We start from the raw sequence: 15,815 nt of genomic DNA, 5'->3' as shown, positions 1-15,815 counted from the left end.
ACCGGGCGGCCGCCGTTAGCGGTTTCTCACCCGCGGTGCCACTGCCCTTCGAGGACGTCGTCCGCGACGAAAGCGTTGTGCTGGCGTTCCTCGCCGAAGGTCGACATCGGCCCGTGCCCGGGTACGAACGCGATGTCGTTGCCCAGCGGCCAGAGCTTCTTCGTGATCGACTCGATCAGCTCGGCGTGATTGCCGCGCGGAAAATCCGTGCGGCCGATCGATCCCTGGAAGAGCACGTCGCCGACGATCGCGAGCCGACTCGGCACATGGACGAACACCACGTGACCCGGGGTATGGCCGGGCGTGTGGATCACCTGCAGGGTCTGCGCGCCGAAACGCACCGTGTCGCCATCCTCCAGCCAGCGGTCGGGCTCGAAGGCCTCCAGCCGCGCGAAGCCGAACCGCTTGCCCTGCTCGGGCAGCTGCTGGATCCAGAACCGGTCCTCCTCCTGAGGTCCCTCGAGCGGAACGCCGTGGCGCTTCGCATACTCGCCGGCCTGGCCGCAGTGGTCGATGTGGCCGTGGGTGAGGAACACCTTCTCGAGCGTTGCGCCGGTCTCGGCGAGCGCCTGGTCGATCAGGTCGAGGTCGCCGCCGGGATCGAAGACGGCGGCACGGTTGGTCTCCTCGCAGATCAGCAGCGAACAGTTCTGGGCGAAGGGAGTGACGGGGATGATCGCGAGTTTCATCGGGGTTCAGGGGAAGCGCAGCAGTTGGTCGAGCACCCGGCCGTCGGGATCGGTGAAGCGCAGGCGGACGGGCAGCATGTCCAGATCGTACCCGAGCCAGACGTCCACCCTGGCGTCGTCGGCGTCACGCGGGGCGATCCGTTCAAGATGCAGCGTGCGCCTGCTCCCCGAGGGCGTGGCCAGCATCGCCTGGCCGCGACTCGCGTAGCGCGCATCCTCGATGCGCCGCGAACCGAGCTCCGGCAGCGCGACCACCCGCCCGGCGGCAAAGCGCTCAGGTTGCGCCCGCGCCAGCAGCCCGAGCTGGACCAGCACCGACAGCCGGTCCTGGACCCCATCCACCAGCGGTGCCGGCGGATGCGAGGAGAAGCGCACTTCGTGTGCACGGCGGTCAAGCTGCGCCCAGCGCTCCGGGCGCTTGCCGCGCTGCTCCCTGTAGCGCATCGGCTCCAGGCCGCGCGATGTCAGCCGTCCCTCGCTCTCCTGGGTGAGCACCCCCGAGTAGACAAGGGCGGCGAGGCCCTCGGCACGCCCCTTGCTGTCGATCCGGTAGCGGCCGCCATCGTGCGCTATTTCGTAGTCGAGCACCGCCACCTTCAGGCCGCGCTCGTATCCGCCGTAGTGAACGCTGAACTGCCAGTGGCCGGCGGGCGGCAGCGGCAGCGCCGATTGCTGCTGCGCCTGCGCCTGCTGCGACTGCTGCGCCTGCGCCTGTTGCGCCAACGACTCGGCGGCCGCACCTGCGGCCAGCGGCAGGCCCGCCGCTCCGCCGGCCAGCGCCAGCAGCAGCCTGCGTCGCGCCGTCATCCTGTCTGCGGACATCAGAGCATCACCGGCCGGTTCAGCAGCTCGTCCGGGTTGTCAGCTCCGGGAGGGAAGGCCTGCTCCAGCAGGGCGTCCAGGCGCGCGACCGCGGCCAGCGTGCCCTCGACGAAATCGCCCGCAAGATAGGCGCGGGCCAGTTCCTCGGCAACGGCGCGCCACTCGTGGTCCGGGATCGCGCGGGACGCCGCCCGGTCGGCGACGATCTCCACCGAATGGTCGGCGTACAGGACGTAGAGCAGCACGCCGTTGTTGTTCTCGGTGTCCCATACCCGCAGGTTCCCGAATACCTCGAGCGCGCGCTCGCGCGCGGTATCGCCCGCAAGGATGCGCCCGAGCGGCAGCGAAGCCTCGATCGCGAGGCGCAGCTCCGCCGAGTGGCGCGTTTCGCCCGCGACGACGCCGTGCTCGATCCGCTCCAGCGCCTGGGGCGGAAAGGCGCGGGCCAGGTCGCTGCGGTCGATCCACAGATGACGAAGGAATCGCTGCATTTTTCCCGGCATCACCAGCCCCCCGACGCGCCGCCGCCACCGAAGCCGCCGCCACCGCCCCCGAAACCGCCGCCGCCTCCCCTGCCTCCGCCGCCCCAGCCACCCCCACCGGTCCAGATCACCGGACCGCCGCGCGGCCCTGCCCGGCGACCGGGGCGCATGCCTCCCGTGCCGCTGGCGGCAAAGACCAGGAACAGCAGAAAGACCACGAAGCCCACGCCGCCGGCCATCAGTAGAGGGGCCCCCTTGAGCGCTGCGAAGACCCCGGCTCCGGCGCCGCCGGCCATGGAGCCGAGCAGCCGACCCAGCACCGCGGTGGCGATCATGCCGCCGACGAACACCACCAGCAGGCCGGAGAGCCAGTCCCCCTCGCCCGCAGACTGGGGCGCGCCCCGGGCAGGCGCAGGGAGATCCTCGCCGTCGATCAGCCGGCCCAGCGACTGGACGGCTGCCTGCAGTCCGCCGTTGAAGTCGCCCTGGGCGAAGCGCGGCGTGATCGCTTCGGCGATGATGCGCCGCGCGTAAGCGTCGGGGATCGCACCCTCGAGGCCGTAGCCGACCTCGATGCGCACCTTGCGGTCGTCCTTGGCGACCAGCAGGATCACCCCGTCGTCGACCTGCTTGCCGTCGACGCGGCCGCGGCCGATCTTCCAGGCCTCGGCGACGCGGATGCTGTAGTCCTCGATGGTCTCGGGCTGGGTGCTCCGCACCATCAGCACCACCACCTGGGCGCCCTTGCGCTGTTCGATCGCGGCCAGCCGGGCCTCGAGGTCCCGGCGCTGGCCTTCATCGAGCGTGCCGGTGAGGTCGGTGACCCTGGCGCTCAGCTGCGGGACCGCCTGCAGCGGCTGAGCCCCGGCAGTGGCATGCAGAAGCAGCAGCGCGAGCAGCGGCAGCAGGGACAGGATCCAGCGGCGCGCAAGCCCGCCGAGCCGGCCCGCCTGGGCGGCAGCGAGGTTCGCCGCAGGGACCCGCGCCCGCACATGCGCGAAGGCGACGGTTCCCGATCTGGTCAATGCAGGCATCTGCGGGAATCGCAATGGTGAAACGGAAGCTCCATCGTACCCGACCGCGACGCGGGCCCCGCGCACCGCGCGCGGATCAGGCCTGCAGGCGGAAGCTGGGGTAGAAGCCCGCCACGTGGCACAGCTCGATGTCGATGCCGCCGACGTCGGTGAAGTCCGCACTGGTCCCGAGGGTCTTGCGGACGAAGCGCGAGGTGCGCTCCGGATGTTGCGACATCTCGGAAAGGCGCGCGATCAGCCCCTCGCGCTCCGGCGTTCCCTGCCGCTGCAGCGACACGAACCAGCGCGCCAGCCGGGCGAGCAGCGCATCCGCCGCCCTGGCCTCGAGCGGCGCCGGCAGGTCCACCGCGAGGGCGCCGATGAAGGCCCGCTGCGCGGGCGCGAGTTCGAGCGGCTCCGGCTCCGGGCGCCCGCCCGCGGCGCAGGCGCGCAGGATGCGCATGAACTTGTCCGGGTGGGTCAGGTACTCGAGGTGGCAGGTCGAGCGCTCGAGAATTGCGCCGGCCAGCACCCGCTGCATGTCATCGAGGCTCACGCGCCCGAGCGAATGGTCGAAGTGCGCGCTGTAGTCGCGGCGTTGCGCGTAGTGCACCCGGCACAGGGCGCCCGCCGGCACCAGTTCCGGCGCGGCCGCATGCTCGCCGCAGACGATGGGCACGCCGGCGTGGCTGGCCTCGACAAGCACCCGGCCCAGGGTCTCCAGGTTGGAGGTGCTCGGAAAGACCAGCACGTCGAAGCGGTCGTAGAGCTCCCACACGCCGCTGTTGGGCCGCGCGGGCAGGTACTCGAACCAGTCGCCGTCGCCCAGTTCGGCGGCGATGCGCTGCCGCACGAGCGCGGGGTCGCAGCTCGGCGAATGGACGTCGCCACAGGCGCGCAACCGATAGCCGCCGGGGTCCGCCCGGTTCAGGCGGATCAGCAGTTCGACGAGATCCGGGAAATTCTTGTCTTCGGAGAGCCGGCCGATGTAACCGATGACCCTCGGCCGGGCGCCCGCGCGCGCGTCGCGCGCGCGGAAACCCTCGGCGGCGGGGAAGCCCACGGACAGCGGATAGCAGCGAACCGTCGGCAGACCCGCCAGGTGCGGGAAGATCCGCTCGTACACGCCGCGCGTGTAGTGGCTGGCCACCAGCAGCACGTCGTCCGGGCGCAGCCATGCCCGGCACAGGTGTTCCTGCAGAAGGTAGCTGCTCCAGATGGCCGTCCGGACGTCGCGCAGGATGCGGAAGTCCAGCCGGAGCCGCTGCCTGAGCCAGAAGTAGTAGTGCGCATGCGGCCCGACGTTGCTGACCACGCAGTCGACCTCGGCCAGCACCCGCCTTGCGTAGTCTTCGTCGACGAGCAGGCGCGTGAAGTCGTGGAAGCTGACGTCCAGGCCGGAATCCCCGCTCTCCTTCAGCAGCGCGGCGATGTTCTCGTGGGCGAGGTTGACCCCGTCCTTCTGCGGCAGCGAGGGGTCGGTCGCGTAGTCGTGCAGCGTGACGCGCATGGGATGCCTGGCCGGCCCGGTCACGCCGGCCGGCCGACCGCTGCCGCGCCTGCGCCTGCGCCCGTTGCCGCGCCTGCGCCAGACGGTTCGCCGGGCTCGAACAGACTGCGGCCGGTCATTCCCGGCCCGCGCGGCGCCCCTGCCAGCGCCCGCAGCGTGGCCGGCAGGTCCTCGAGCACGCCGGCGCGAAGCGTGCCGCCCGCCTCGATGCCGGGGCCGCAGGCCAGCAGCAGGTTCTCGACCGGCGTGCCGTGCGCCACGTGCCCGCCCGAGCGGAAGAAGGGCACGGGTCCCACGCGCCCGAAGCCGAGGCAGTCGAGCGTGTCGGCGGGCCGCGCGTCGTCCCAGCACACGATCAGGTCGGGCGGCATGCGGGGCTCGTCGGCGGGCGCCTGCCGGGTGCGCAGAACGCGCGCGGCCAGGGGCCTGCCGGTGCGCGGATCGGTGGCCGAGCGCAGCAGCGCGGCGAGCTCGTCCAGCACGCGATCGAAGTCCGCGGGCTCGACGATGCCGCCCGCCTCGCGGCCGCGCACGTTCAGGCGCACGTGGCCGTCGGACACGCTGGGCAGCGCGAAGGCCTTCATGCCGCGCCACAGCGGCCGGTACCAGTTCGCGGGATGCCAGCTCAACGGATCGCCGCGCGCCTCCTGGCTCGCGGGCGACTCCAGCTCGGCCGCCCCGGTCGCGGTGACCAGGCTCCAGATCTCGTGCTTCCAGTGCCGTCGGTAGTCGGTGCGCATCGGCGGCACCGGCCCGTCGGCCTCGGCGGGGGCGAGCGCGCGCGCGCCAGGATGACTCCAGCGGTACAGCAGCTCCGGGAGCAGCACCAGGCTGGGCACGTCCATCGTGTTCGCCAGCGTGTGGTCGATCGTCCAGACGACGAGGCTCCCGTCAGCGGGCGCGCGGCGCCGGATCCGGCCGATGCCCCGGTCGATCGCCTGGCAGACCTCGAGCAGCGCATGGCCGTGCGGGGCGCCCTCGGGCGCCACCGGGAAGGGCTCGCCGAGATGCCACAGCACGTGATTGGCGCTGTGGCTCTCGGTGTAGAGCGCGAGGAACAGGTTCCACTCGCCGCGCGACATCAGGTCCTCGCAGATCGCGGTGCGCCGCTCGATCGCCAGCAGCAGGTCGCCCCTGAACCGGCACAGTCCCTCGGCGTCGTAGAGACTGGGCAGCCGGAACGAGCGCTCCTGGCGGCCCGAGGCCTGGTCGAGCACCGCCATCGAACGCTCGAACTTCGGGTCGCCGCCGTGCTTTGCGGTCAGCTCGCCGAGCAGCCCGGGCGGCATCGACATCGGCACCGAGCTGTTCAGCTCGCTGCCCCAGCCGGCCACCTGCAGGCCCCTGACCTGCGGCGACAGCGGTGCCGGCAGGTCGAAGGCGCAGACCTCGAAGCCCTCGCCCAGCGCATGGAAAGGCGCCTGCGGCCGCTCGTCCTGCAGCGACTCGTTGCGGAAGGCGTAGTGCTCGGGGTCGAACACCGCGCCGCAGCCCTGCGAAGGCCGGCCGTCGAGGAATGTCTCCCAGCAGCGCTCGTTCCTGAAGGCCTTGTGATGGGTGTAATGGCCGGTCGCCCCGTCCCTGGCGATGGCGGCGAGGTTCGGCAGCCTGCCGTCGGAGATCCATGCCTTCAGCAGCGGCATGTTGGGCCCATCGATGCCGATGGAGGTGACCCTGCTTCCTGGCGATGCGCTCGTCATCCGGTCACGGGCGCGACGCCCGCCTCTCTGTCGCTGCCGCCGGCGCGTTCCGTGCCCGCCCGCGGCGGTCCGGACACGCGGATCGTGTCGCACTGGCCGCGCAGCATCGCGGCCAGGATCGCGCGGCGCGGCGCGGGCAGCCGGTCCACAGCCTCGCGCGCAAGCGTTGCGCTGACGAAGCGGCGCGCGGGCAGTCCGCAGCGGACGATCTCGTCCATGGTCATCGCGACGACCGCCGCTTCCACCCGCGCATCGAGCAGCATCGCCTGCGCCGCCGCAAAAGCGTCGGCCGGCCGCCAAACGCTGCGCCGCTCGTCGACCCAGACCCCTTGCGCGCAGGAGACCGCATTGCAGCCGAGCCGCCCGGAGAGGGTGCGCAAGGCGTCGGACGCGCCGTCCGACGATTCGGCCAGCACCATCAGGTGGAGCGGGATCGTGCCGCCCTCGGGCAGCAGCCGCTGCAGGATGCCGGCATAGACCTCGGGGGTGTCACGCAGCCCAATCTGCGGCTTCGCGTTGACCTCGCAGATCACTGCAAAGGTCTCGTGCCAGGGCCGGCGCACATCGTCGATGATGAGGTCGACGCCGGCGATGTCGAGGCCGATCGCCCGCGCCGCACACAGAGCCAGCTCGATGTTGTCGGGATGGACGGCAGCGGGCGCGACCACCCAGTGCTCGCCCCCGGCGGAGATGTTGGCCTTCCTCCTCAGGCGCACGAAGCGCCCGGGCGCTGGCACGCTGGCCGCGTCCAGCCCCTGCTCGTCCAGCAGCTCCAGCGCATCCCGGTCGAGCGACAGCCGCAACTTGCCCTCGCGCCGCAGCGCCCGCTGGTGCGGCTCGGTGGCCTGCACCCGCGCCAGCAGCGCCGCCACGTCGGCCTGTCCGTCGCCGGTCACCCCGCCCGCGCGGCGCTGCATGATCTTCACCACCTCGCCACCGGCCACCGTGAAGCGGAAATCATCGCCCTCGACGTGTCGCTCGACCAGGATCCGACGCGACATCCGGGACGCCTCTCGCCAGGCGCTGCGCACCACCGCCTCGCTTTGCAGCCCGGCGAACACGCCGCGCCCGCCGTCCAGGTCCGCCGGCTTGACGACCACCGGATAGCCAAGCGACGCCGCCACCGCGACGGCATCCTCCTCGGAAACGACCAGCCGGTGAGCGGGCGCCGGCAGGCCGTGCAGGGCCAGCACCTTCGCGGTGTTCGCCTTGTCCTGCGCGATCCCGGCAGCGATCAGCCGGGTTTCGTCGGTGACCGAGCTGTTCAGCCGACGGCTGCGGCGCCCCACGCCGATCGCGTGGATGCCGGGCGCGAGTTCGCCCACCTGCATCCCGAGGCGGTGCGCTGCGGCGAGGAAGTGAATCGAGTTGACCCCGCGCACCGCCGCAGGCTTCAGCGCCGTCCTGAGCCGCGACAGAGATGCCTGCAAAGACCCCTGCACAGATGCCGCCGAGCCGCCAGGCGCCAGCAGCGTGTTGACCGCGCCGATCACCCAGTCGAGGGCGCCCGCCGTGGCGCGCTGGTCCGCGCAGGGCAGCGCCAGCAGCATCCGCGAGCGCCCCGGCGATCCGCCGGACGCGAGCTCGGCGACATGGCAGGGGCCGAACACCGGCACGTCCGCCTCCCGCTGCACCGCAGCCTGCCAGTGATGCACCCGCGCCAGCAGCGCCCTGGGCCCGGCCGCGGCCAGGCCCGCGTCGGCGGCCACGTCCAGCGGCGTGACGACCAGCGCGAGCATCGCGCGGTCCAGCGCCTCGAAAGAACCGGCAAGGTCCGCCGCCACCGATACAAGGACAGGAAGCGCGGGCTGCCAGAGGCCCCAGGCCATGCCCCGCAGCGCCCCCAGCCGGCGCTCCAGCGTCAGCACTGTCTGTATCACGTCGACGGGCGATTCGACCTGCGTCATCTCAGCGGCCCCGCTCACCGAGCAGCGAATCGAGCACCGCCGCGAGCTCGACTTCGGAAGCCGCGCCGCGCAGGCCGGCGAGCCGGCGGTAGATCTCCGCCGCAGCGGCGTGGAAGCCCCGCGGGAGCCCGAACTCGCCCAGGGCGTCCGCCACCTCGTCCATCTCGCCGGCAAAGCGCCAGGACTTCGAGGCGCGGCGCACGCTCCCATCGAGGCCGTCGAGGTAGGCGGCGGTCGCGGGCCGGCTCGCGAAGAGCCGCTCAAGCTCAGCGCGCACGCCGGCGCCTTCCGCCGCCGCCAGCGTGGCGAACAGCAGCGCAAGCGACCCCTTGTGCATCGACGAATGGAAGGACTTGATCGCCGAGGCCCTGCCGGGCTCCGCGCCGACCAGTTCGAGGATCAGCCGGTCCGCCGGGAAGCATGCGGCCACCGCAGCGGCGGATGGCCCGGACAGGTAGAGGCGCGTATCCCTCCCGCGCAGCGGCGGGGGACCGACGACGGCTGCGTCGACGAACTCGGCTCCTGCGGCAGCGACGATGCCGGCGATCTCCCGCGCATGCCGGGGAGAGATCGCATTCGCATCGACGTAGATGCCGCGATAGCCCTCGGCGGCGACCGCGCGCGCGAGCTCGAGCGCGGCGTGCGGCGGGCAGATGGAGACCAGGATCCCGGACTGCGCGCAGAGCGCCGGCAGGGTGCCGCAGTCGGCCAGGCCGGCGGCGCGCGCCCGGACCCCGGTCCCCGCGCTGCGCCCCGCCGAGGCCCAGAGCGCCCGGTGCCCGTTCGCTCGCGTGAGCGCCGCGAGGGCGGCGCCCATCTCGCCGGGGTGGAGGAAGCCCACGGCGGGCGCGGCAGCGCTTGCCATGCCGGAGTTCTCGGGCATCTGGGGAAGTCGAGGGAAGGCGGGCGCGCCAGCGCGCCCGCGGTTCATCCGTGGCGCTTTACTTTGACTCCGCCGGCCGGCCGAAGTCGACCTTGGGCGCGGTGGAGATCTCGCGTTCGTTCTCGACCGAGAACTGCGGCTTGGGGCCGTAGCCGAAGACCATCGCCGTGAGGTTCACGGGGAACTGGCGGACCAGCACGTTGTAGCCCTGCACCGACTCGATGTAGCGCTTGCGGGCCACCGCGATGCGGTTCTCGGTGCCCTCGAGCTGCGCCTGGAGGTCGCGGAAGTTCGCGTCCGACTTGAGCTGGGGGTAGTTCTCCGCCACCACCAGCAGCCTGGAGAGTGCGCTGCCGACCTCCTGCTGCGCCTGCTCGAACTTCTTCAGGGATTCGGGGTCGCCGGGGTTGACCTGGATCTGCCCGACCCGCGAGCGCGCCTCGGTGACCCGCGTGAACACCTCCTTCTCCTGCTCGGCGAAGCCCTTCACCGTGTTGACCAGGTTCGGGATCAGGTCGGCGCGGCGCTGGTACTGGTTGAGGACCTCGGACCAGGCGGACTTGGTGCCCTCGTCGGAGGACTGGATGTCGTTGTAGCCGCAGCCGGACAGCCCGACCGCGAACAGGGCAGCCAGGAGGATGCGATTGAGCCAGCGAATGGACATGCGTGAGTGCTCCATGAAGATTCGATCCGGCGCGGCGCCCGGCGGGGGCCCGGCGCGCTGCGTTCAGCCGGCGGTTCCCGCCGCCTTCAGGCGGCCCGCGAACTGCTTGCGGAACTTCGCCACCTTGGGGCCGACCACGACCATGCAATAGCCCTGGTGCGGATTTCGCTCATAGTATCGCCGATGGTAGTCCTCGGCCGCATGCCAGGCCGACAGCGGCACCACCTCGGTGACGATCGGACTGCCGAAGACGTTCTCCTGGCCGAGCGCGGCGATGAAAGCCTCGGCCTCCTCCCGCTGGGCATCGTCCAGGGTCATCACGGTCGACCGGTACTGCGTGCCGACGTCGGCGCCCTGACGGTTCAGGGTGGTGGGATCGTGGATCGAGAAGAACACCTGCAGCAGGTCGCGATAAGAGATGCGGTCGGCATCGTATTCGATGCGCACCACCTCCGCGTGCCCGGTCTCGCCGCCGCACACCTGCTCGTAGGTCGGGGACGCAACGTGTCCGCCCGCGTAGCCGGGCTCGACTGCAAGCACGCCGTCGAGATCCAGGTACACCGCCTCCGTGCACCAGAAGCACCCGCCGCCCAGCACTGCCGTCCTTCGATCCATCGGTGTCTCCCTTGCCGCGGGCCGTCCCGGGGCGGGGCGGCGCGCACAGCGATTATCGCCCGGCTTCGGCGAGCAGCCAGTCGCGAAAGCGCTCGAGCGCCGGGTTGCCCGCCTTGCGTTCGGGCAATACCAGGTGGTACGCGCGCCCCTCGTCGAGCGGCCGATCGCAGGGCACCACCAGCTCGCCGCGCGCCAGTTCCGCCTCGACCAGCATCCTCGGCACCAGCGCGACCCCCATGCCGCGCGCCGCGGCCACCGCCAGCATCGAGAACAGGTCGAAGCGCGGCCCGTCAAGGTCGCGCACCCCTTCGACCCCTTGGGCCTCGAACCACCGACGCCAGGCGTAGGGGCGGGTCGACTGCTGCAGCAGCGGCAAGGCTCCGATGCGTGCCGGGGAGAGCCTGCGCCGCGGCCCTGCCAACGCCGGCGAGCAGACCGGGACGGCGCGTTCGGGGAGCAGGGAAATTGCGATCGTCCCCGGCCAGTTGGCGATGTCGGCGGGCGTGCCTGCGTACAGCGCCGCGTCGAAGTCGGAATCGGCGAACAGAAAGGGCCTTGTGCTGGTCTCGAGGTTGACCACGATCTCCGGATGCGCAGCGCGGAAGTCGGCGAGCCGCGGCACGAGCCAGCGGGCAGCGAAGGTGGGCACCACCGCGAGCTCGATCGACCCGGACGCCCCGCCGCGCCCGATCACCGCGAGCGTGTCGCGCTCGATCGCATCCAGCCTGCGCGCGACCAGACGGCCGTAGCCGAGCCCGGCGTCGGTCAGCGAGATGCCATGGCGCGAGCGCCGGAACAGCTTCACGCCGAGGAAGCGCTCGAGCCCGGTGACCTGGCGATGGACCGCGCTCTGCGTGAGCGAGAGCTCCACGGCGGCCCTGGTGAAGCTCTCGTGCCGCATCGCGGCCTCGAAGCAGGCCAGCGCCTGCGTGCTGGGAAGTTTCCTGCGCACGGACTTTCCTCCGGCGCATCGATGCGGTCTTCGACCCCGGATCTCGCGCCTCCAGCCTTGAGTTTATTGCATGACTGGGTTCCCAATCGTCGTTTGTCCCGGCGCCTGCCCCGGCGTTACCATCAACCGCAACACGAACCAGGAGAGCACGATGACCGCCAAAGCCACACACGCCCCCGCCAAGGCCTCGTTCAACTGGGAGGATCCCCTGCTGCTCGACGCGCAGCTCACCGAGGACGAGCGGATGGTGCGCGAGGCGGCTGCCGCCTACTGCCAGGGCCGCCTGGCGCCGCGCGTCATCGAGGCCTTCCGCCACGAGAAGACCGACCCGGAGATCTTCCGCGAGATGGGCGAACTCGGTCTGCTCGGGCCGACCATCCCCGCCGAGTACGGGGGCCCGGGGCTGAACTACGTCAGCTACGGCCTCATCGCGCGCGAGGTCGAGCGCATCGACTCCGGCTACCGTTCGATGATGAGCGTGCAGAGCTCGCTGGTGATGGTGCCGATCTTCGAGTTCGGCACCGAGGACCAGAAACGCAAGTACCTGCCGAAACTGGCCACCGGGGAGTGGATCGGCTGCTTCGGCCTGACCGAGCCGAACCACGGCTCCGACCCGGGCTCGATGGAGACCCGGGCGAAGAAGGTATCCGGCGGCTACGAGCTCAGCGGCAGCAAGATGTGGATCAGCAACTCGCCGATCGCAACGGTCTTCGTGGTGTGGGCCAAGTGCGCCGGCGGCGACCATGACGGCCGCATCAAGGGCTTCATCCTCGAGAAGGGAATGAAGGGCCTTTCGGCCCCGGCGATCCACGGCAAGGTGGGCCTGCGCGCATCGATCACCGGCGAGGTGGTCATGGACCAGGTGTTCGTTTCCGACGAGCAGCTGATGCCCGGCGTCGAGGGCCTGAAGGGCCCGTTCACCTGCCTGAACTCGGCGCGCTACGGCATCGCCTGGGGTGCGCTCGGCGCCGCCGAGGACTGCTGGCACCGGGCCCGCCAGTACGTGCTCGACCGCAAGCAGTTCGGGCGCCCGCTGGCCGCCAACCAGCTGATCCAGAAGAAGCTGGCCGACATGCAGACCGAGATCACGCTCGGCCTGCAGGGCTGCCTGCGGCTAGGCAGGATGAAGGACGAAGGCACGGCGGCGGTGGAGATCACCTCGATCATGAAGCGCAATTCCTGCGGCAAGTCGCTGGACATCGCCCGCATGGCGCGCGACATGATGGGCGGCAACGGCATCTCGGACGAGTTCGGAGTTGCGCGCCACCTGGTCAACCTCGAGGTGGTCAACACCTACGAGGGCACCCACGACATCCACGCGCTGATCCTTGGACGCGCGCAGACGGGCATCCAGGCCTTCTCCTGATCGGCCCGCGACCGGTTCAGGCGTAGCGGCGCGAGATCGACTCCGCCACGCACACCGGCCGGTCGCTGCCGTTGCGCTCCACCGTGTACTGCCACACCATCTGCGCCCCGTTGTCGGGAAGTTCCTCGACCGCGAGCAGGCGGATGCGGGCGCGCAGTTCGCTGTCGACCGGCACAGGCGCGGTGAAGCGCACCCGGTTCAGGCCGTAGTTCACGCCCATCCGCACGTTCTTCAGCTCGATGCTGCGCTCCATGAACATCGGCAGCATCGACAGCGTTAGATAGCCGTGCGCGATCGTGGTCCCGAAGGGGCCGAGCGCAGCGCGCTCCGGGTCGCAGTGGATCCACTGGAAGTCGCCGGTGGCCTCGGCGAAGCGGTCGATCCGCTCCTGGGTGACCCGCTCCCAGTCGCTGACGGCCACTTCCTCGCCGACCAGCGACTTGAGCTCGGCCAGCGATTCGAAGGTCTTCTTCATGCTTCCTCCTTGGAACCCCTGCAGGTTCTCAGTTCTTGGTACCGAAGATGCGGTCCCCGGCGTCGCCGAGGCCGGGAACGATGTACGAGTCCGCGTCGAGGTGGCTGTCGAGCGCCGCGACGTAGACCCGCACCGCGGGATGCTCGCGCTGGAAGACCTCCATCCCCTCGGGAGCGGCCACCAGTGCCAGGTAGCGGATGTGTGCGGGGGGCACGCCGCGCTCGACCAGCGCCCGTACCGCGTGCGCCGCGGAGTAGCCGGTGGCGAGCATGGGATCGCAGACGATGAACATGCGCCCCTCCACGTCGGGCAGGCGGACGTAGTACTCGACCGGGCGGGCATCGTCGCCCCGGTACAGGCCGATGTGCCCCTGCCGCGCCGAAGGAATCAGGTCCATCAGCCCCTCGGCCATGCCGAGCCCGGCGCGCAGCACCGGCACCACGGCCACCTTCTTGCCGGCGATCACCGGCGCGTCCATCGCAGTCAGCGGCGACTCGATTCGCTCGGTGGTCAGCGGCAGGTCGCGGGTGATCTCGTAGCCCATCAGCAGCGTGAGCTCGCGCAGCAGGTCGCGGAAGGTGCGCGTCGAGGTGCGCCGGTCGCGCATGTGCGTGAGCTTGTGCTGGATCATCGGGTGATCCAGGATGAACAGGTTGGGGAAGCGGGGATCCTGGCGCATGGCGTGGGCGGGCATGGGGCCGCTCGCGCGACCGGGGGACAATCGCGCTAGTGTAGCGGCAGGTGCGCATGCGGTCGCCCTGCGGCGCACCTCCGTGCCCGTCCGGGGCAGCGCCTGCGGCGCGCTCCCGGCGGGGTCCTCCCTCGACGAACTCCCTCTCCGCTGCCACGCGCGGCGCTTCCGACATGAACGACAGAACGAGCTTCCCCACCCGCCGGCACGACGCATCCTCGCGCCGCGCCACTCCTGCCGCGAACGGGGCGGTGCGCCGGCGCGCTGCCCTCGGCGGACTGCTCGCCGCGGCCGCGCTGGCCCTGGCCGCCCCCGGCGCAGCAACGGCGCAGGAATGGCCGCAGCGGCCGGTGAAGATCGTCATCCCCTACGGCGCAGGCTCGTCGCCGGACGTGTTCGCGCGCCTGCTCGCCGAGCGGCTCACGCCGCGCCTGGGACAGCCGGTGCTGGTCGAGAACCGCGCCGGCGCGGGCGGCAACCTCGGCACCGGGGCGGTCGCCCGGGCCGCGCCCGACGGGCACACCTTCCTGGTCAGCACCAACGGCCCGCTGGTCAACAACGTCGCGCTCAATCCGAAGCTCGGCTACGACCCCTTCCGGCAGTTGGCGCCGGTCGTGATGGGCGGCTCGCAGGCCAGTGTCTGCGCGGTCCGCGCCGACTCCGGCATCCGCTCGATGCGCGAACTGGTGGCGGCGATGCGCCGCGAGCCCGGCAGGTTCAACTTCTCGTCGGTGGGCGTGGGCAGCCTGTCCCATCTCGGCGTCGAGCTGCTCAAGGCGCGCACCGGCACTTTCGCGGTCCACATCCCCTACCCGTCGTCGCCAGCGGCGATCACCTCGATCCTGCAGGGCGACGTCCACTTCGCCTGCGTGCCCGCGGTGGCGGTGATGCCGCAGGTGAAGGCTGGCCGGCTCAATGCGCTGGCGGTTTCGACTCCGAAACGCAGCCCGCTGATGCCCGAAGTGCCGACGATGCGGGAGTCCGGGATTCCGGATGCGGAGAACGAGGCATGGATGGCGGTGATGGCGCCGGCCGGCACGCCGGGCGAGATCGTCGAGCGCATGAACCGGGAGATCAATGAAATCCTGCGCCAGCCCGATATCCGGGAACGGCTCGCAGGCTTCTACATGGAGCCGGGCGGCGGCACCGCGGAGGAACTGCGGCGTTTCCTCGCCCGCGAGCTCGAGATCTGGACCCCGATCGTCAAGCGCAGCGGCGCAACGGTCGACTGACCCCTTCGCCTGCGCTCAGCCGGGCGGCCCCGGTTCCGACGGCGGGGCGGCGATGCCCGCCTCCCGGACCGCCTCGAGCAGCAGCGTCAGGCAGGTCGCCTCGTCGTTGGCACTGGTGTCGATCGTGAAGTCGGCCAGCGCGTAGAGGCGTTCGCGCTGGGCGAGCAGCATGCGCAGCTCCGCAGGTGCGTTCTCCCTGCCCTGCAGCGGGCGCAGGTCGCGCTGCGCGATCAGCCGCGCGATGTGGTCCTCGGGCGTCGCCTTCAGCCACACGGTGAAGCAGCGGCTGCGCAGCAGCTGGTAGGCCTGCGGCTCCAGGACCAGGGAGCCCCCCGCGGCGATCACGCAGCGCTCGTGGGCGTCCACCACGCGCGACAGCGCCCGGCGCTCCGCCTCGCGGTAGGCGTGCTGGCCCTCCTGCGCGATGAAGGACTCCAGCGGCGCGCCCAGGTCGCGCGCGATCTCATGGGTCAGCTCGATGAAGGGCATGCCGAGCCGGTCGGCAAGCCGCGCGCCGAGCGTCGATTTGCCGGCGCCGCGCACGCCGACCAGGGCGATCCGGCCGTGCCGGGAGACGTCGACCGGCTGACCGATCAGCTCGGTGAGTTCGACGGCCAGCGCCGCCGCCACCCGCCGGATCAGCAGGATCGAGCCGTTGCCGTCGCCTGCCTCCAGCTGCGCGAGATAGCGCTCGGACACACCCGACAGCGCCGCCAGCCGGCGGCGGGTCAGGCCAGTCCTGGCGCGTGCGCGCCGCACCCGCATGCCAAGCTGCGCGAGGAAGGCGGTTTCATCGGGAGTCTTGGCGGTCATG

At 71.3% G+C, this 15,815-nt stretch carries 16 protein-coding genes; 2 read left to right on the top strand and 14 right to left on the bottom strand.

Going from position 1 to position 15,815, the window contains the following annotated elements:
* Positions 1-26 precede the first annotated feature (26 nt).
* The 11 genes from HNQ70_RS11025 to HNQ70_RS10975 form a co-directional block, all read right to left on the bottom strand.
* Positions 27-689: an MBL fold metallo-hydrolase gene (locus tag HNQ70_RS11025; RefSeq protein WP_183967387.1), complete on the bottom strand. Its 663-nt coding sequence runs from the start codon at positions 687-689 to the stop codon at positions 27-29.
* 6 nt (positions 690-695) lie between these two features.
* A complete protein-coding gene (locus HNQ70_RS11020; RefSeq protein ID WP_183967385.1) occupies positions 696-1,511 on the bottom strand; it encodes a DUF3108 domain-containing protein in 816 nt (271 codons plus the stop codon).
* On the bottom strand, positions 1,511-2,002 hold the full coding sequence (locus HNQ70_RS11015) for a TPM domain-containing protein (protein WP_183967383.1): 492 nt from the start codon (positions 2,000-2,002) through the stop codon (positions 1,511-1,513). Before HNQ70_RS11015 ends, HNQ70_RS11020 begins: the two co-directional genes overlap by 1 nt.
* Positions 2,003-2,013: 11 nt before the next feature.
* A complete protein-coding gene (locus HNQ70_RS11010; RefSeq protein ID WP_343060739.1) occupies positions 2,014-3,018 on the bottom strand; it encodes a TPM domain-containing protein in 1,005 nt (334 codons plus the stop codon).
* A gap of 85 nt (positions 3,019-3,103) precedes the next feature.
* Positions 3,104-4,516: a glycosyltransferase family 4 protein gene (locus tag HNQ70_RS11005; protein ID WP_183967378.1), complete on the bottom strand. Its 1,413-nt coding sequence runs from the start codon at positions 4,514-4,516 to the stop codon at positions 3,104-3,106.
* A gap of 20 nt (positions 4,517-4,536) precedes the next feature.
* The gene (locus HNQ70_RS11000; protein ID WP_183967376.1) at positions 4,537-6,159 is read right to left on the bottom strand and encodes a hypothetical protein; all 1,623 of its coding nucleotides are present in this window, start codon (positions 6,157-6,159) and stop codon (positions 4,537-4,539) included.
* Between the two features lie 53 nt (positions 6,160-6,212).
* Positions 6,213-8,123 (bottom strand): ATP-binding protein, encoded by a 1,911-nt coding sequence (locus HNQ70_RS10995; protein ID WP_183967374.1) that lies wholly within the window; start codon positions 8,121-8,123, stop codon positions 6,213-6,215.
* Between the two features lies 1 nt (position 8,124).
* Positions 8,125-9,006 (bottom strand): DUF1932 domain-containing protein, encoded by an 882-nt coding sequence (locus tag HNQ70_RS10990; protein ID WP_183967372.1) that lies wholly within the window; start codon positions 9,004-9,006, stop codon positions 8,125-8,127.
* 58 nt (positions 9,007-9,064) lie between these two features.
* Positions 9,065-9,670: a LemA family protein gene (locus HNQ70_RS10985; protein ID WP_183967370.1), complete on the bottom strand. Its 606-nt coding sequence runs from the start codon at positions 9,668-9,670 to the stop codon at positions 9,065-9,067.
* Positions 9,671-9,733: 63 nt separating this feature from the next.
* Positions 9,734-10,285 carry a peptide-methionine (S)-S-oxide reductase MsrA gene (gene msrA / locus HNQ70_RS10980; protein ID WP_183967368.1) on the bottom strand — a complete coding sequence of 184 codons (552 nt, stop codon included), beginning with the start codon at positions 10,283-10,285 and terminating at the stop codon, positions 9,734-9,736.
* Between the two features lie 52 nt (positions 10,286-10,337).
* A complete protein-coding gene (locus HNQ70_RS10975; RefSeq protein ID WP_183967366.1) occupies positions 10,338-11,237 on the bottom strand; it encodes a LysR substrate-binding domain-containing protein in 900 nt (299 codons plus the stop codon).
* Positions 11,238-11,388: 151 nt separating this feature from the next.
* Here HNQ70_RS10975 and HNQ70_RS10970 point away from each other — a divergent pair, with 151 nt between their 5' ends.
* Positions 11,389-12,603, top strand: a complete 1,215-nt coding sequence (locus HNQ70_RS10970; RefSeq protein WP_183967364.1) for an acyl-CoA dehydrogenase — start codon at positions 11,389-11,391, stop codon at positions 12,601-12,603.
* 16 nt (positions 12,604-12,619) lie between these two features.
* On the opposite strand, the gene HNQ70_RS10965 is transcribed toward HNQ70_RS10970, so the two are convergent.
* Positions 12,620-13,078 (bottom strand): MaoC family dehydratase, encoded by a 459-nt coding sequence (locus tag HNQ70_RS10965; protein WP_183967362.1) that lies wholly within the window; start codon positions 13,076-13,078, stop codon positions 12,620-12,622.
* Positions 13,079-13,106: 28 nt separating this feature from the next.
* Complete coding sequence (upp, locus tag HNQ70_RS10960; RefSeq protein WP_183967995.1) at positions 13,107-13,757, bottom strand: uracil phosphoribosyltransferase; 651 nt, start codon at positions 13,755-13,757, stop codon at positions 13,107-13,109.
* A gap of 185 nt (positions 13,758-13,942) precedes the next feature.
* Here upp and HNQ70_RS10955 point away from each other — a divergent pair, with 185 nt between their 5' ends.
* Positions 13,943-15,001, top strand: coding sequence for a Bug family tripartite tricarboxylate transporter substrate binding protein (locus HNQ70_RS10955; protein ID WP_183967360.1), 1,059 nt, complete (start codon positions 13,943-13,945; stop codon positions 14,999-15,001).
* 15 nt (positions 15,002-15,016) lie between these two features.
* On the opposite strand, the gene HNQ70_RS10950 is transcribed toward HNQ70_RS10955, so the two are convergent.
* On the bottom strand, positions 15,017-15,814 hold the full coding sequence (locus HNQ70_RS10950) for a shikimate kinase (protein ID WP_183967358.1): 798 nt from the start codon (positions 15,812-15,814) through the stop codon (positions 15,017-15,019).
* Position 15,815: the final 1 nt, after the last annotated feature.

This window comes from Quisquiliibacterium transsilvanicum, assembly GCF_014202215.1.
Classification (GTDB): Bacteria; Pseudomonadota; Gammaproteobacteria; order Burkholderiales; family Burkholderiaceae_E; genus Quisquiliibacterium; species Quisquiliibacterium transsilvanicum.
The sequence above is the reverse complement of the archived record's forward strand: the minus strand, read 5'-3'. Positions and strand labels throughout refer to the sequence as shown.

Bases quoted from the DNA above. Each gene is read 5' to 3' on its own strand.
- HNQ70_RS10985 (WP_183967370.1), bottom strand. From the start codon at position 9,670: ATGTCCATTCGCTGGCTCAATCGCATCCTCCTGGCTGCCCTGTTCGCG.
- HNQ70_RS10970 (WP_183967364.1), top strand. From the start codon at position 11,389: ATGACCGCCAAAGCCACACACGCCCCCGCCAAGGCCTCGTTCAACTGG.
- HNQ70_RS10950 (WP_183967358.1), bottom strand. From the start codon at position 15,814: ATGACCGCCAAGACTCCCGATGAAACCGCCTTCCTCGCGCAGCTTGGC.
- HNQ70_RS10965 (WP_183967362.1), bottom strand. From the start codon at position 13,078: ATGAAGAAGACCTTCGAATCGCTGGCCGAGCTCAAGTCGCTGGTCGGC.
- HNQ70_RS11000 (WP_183967376.1), bottom strand. From the start codon at position 6,159: ATGCCGCTGCTGAAGGCATGGATCTCCGACGGCAGGCTGCCGAACCTC.
- HNQ70_RS11005 (WP_183967378.1), bottom strand. From the start codon at position 4,516: ATGCGCGTCACGCTGCACGACTACGCGACCGACCCCTCGCTGCCGCAG.
- HNQ70_RS11015 (WP_183967383.1), bottom strand. From the start codon at position 2,002: ATGCAGCGATTCCTTCGTCATCTGTGGATCGACCGCAGCGACCTGGCC.
- HNQ70_RS10995 (WP_183967374.1), bottom strand. From the start codon at position 8,123: ATGACGCAGGTCGAATCGCCCGTCGACGTGATACAGACAGTGCTGACG.
- HNQ70_RS11020 (WP_183967385.1), bottom strand. From the start codon at position 1,511: ATGTCCGCAGACAGGATGACGGCGCGACGCAGGCTGCTGCTGGCGCTG.
- upp (WP_183967995.1), bottom strand. From the start codon at position 13,757: ATGCGCCAGGATCCCCGCTTCCCCAACCTGTTCATCCTGGATCACCCG.
- HNQ70_RS10990 (WP_183967372.1), bottom strand. From the start codon at position 9,006: ATGCCCGAGAACTCCGGCATGGCAAGCGCTGCCGCGCCCGCCGTGGGC.
- HNQ70_RS11025 (WP_183967387.1), bottom strand. From the start codon at position 689: ATGAAACTCGCGATCATCCCCGTCACTCCCTTCGCCCAGAACTGTTCG.
- msrA (WP_183967368.1), bottom strand. From the start codon at position 10,285: ATGGATCGAAGGACGGCAGTGCTGGGCGGCGGGTGCTTCTGGTGCACG.
- HNQ70_RS10955 (WP_183967360.1), top strand. From the start codon at position 13,943: ATGAACGACAGAACGAGCTTCCCCACCCGCCGGCACGACGCATCCTCG.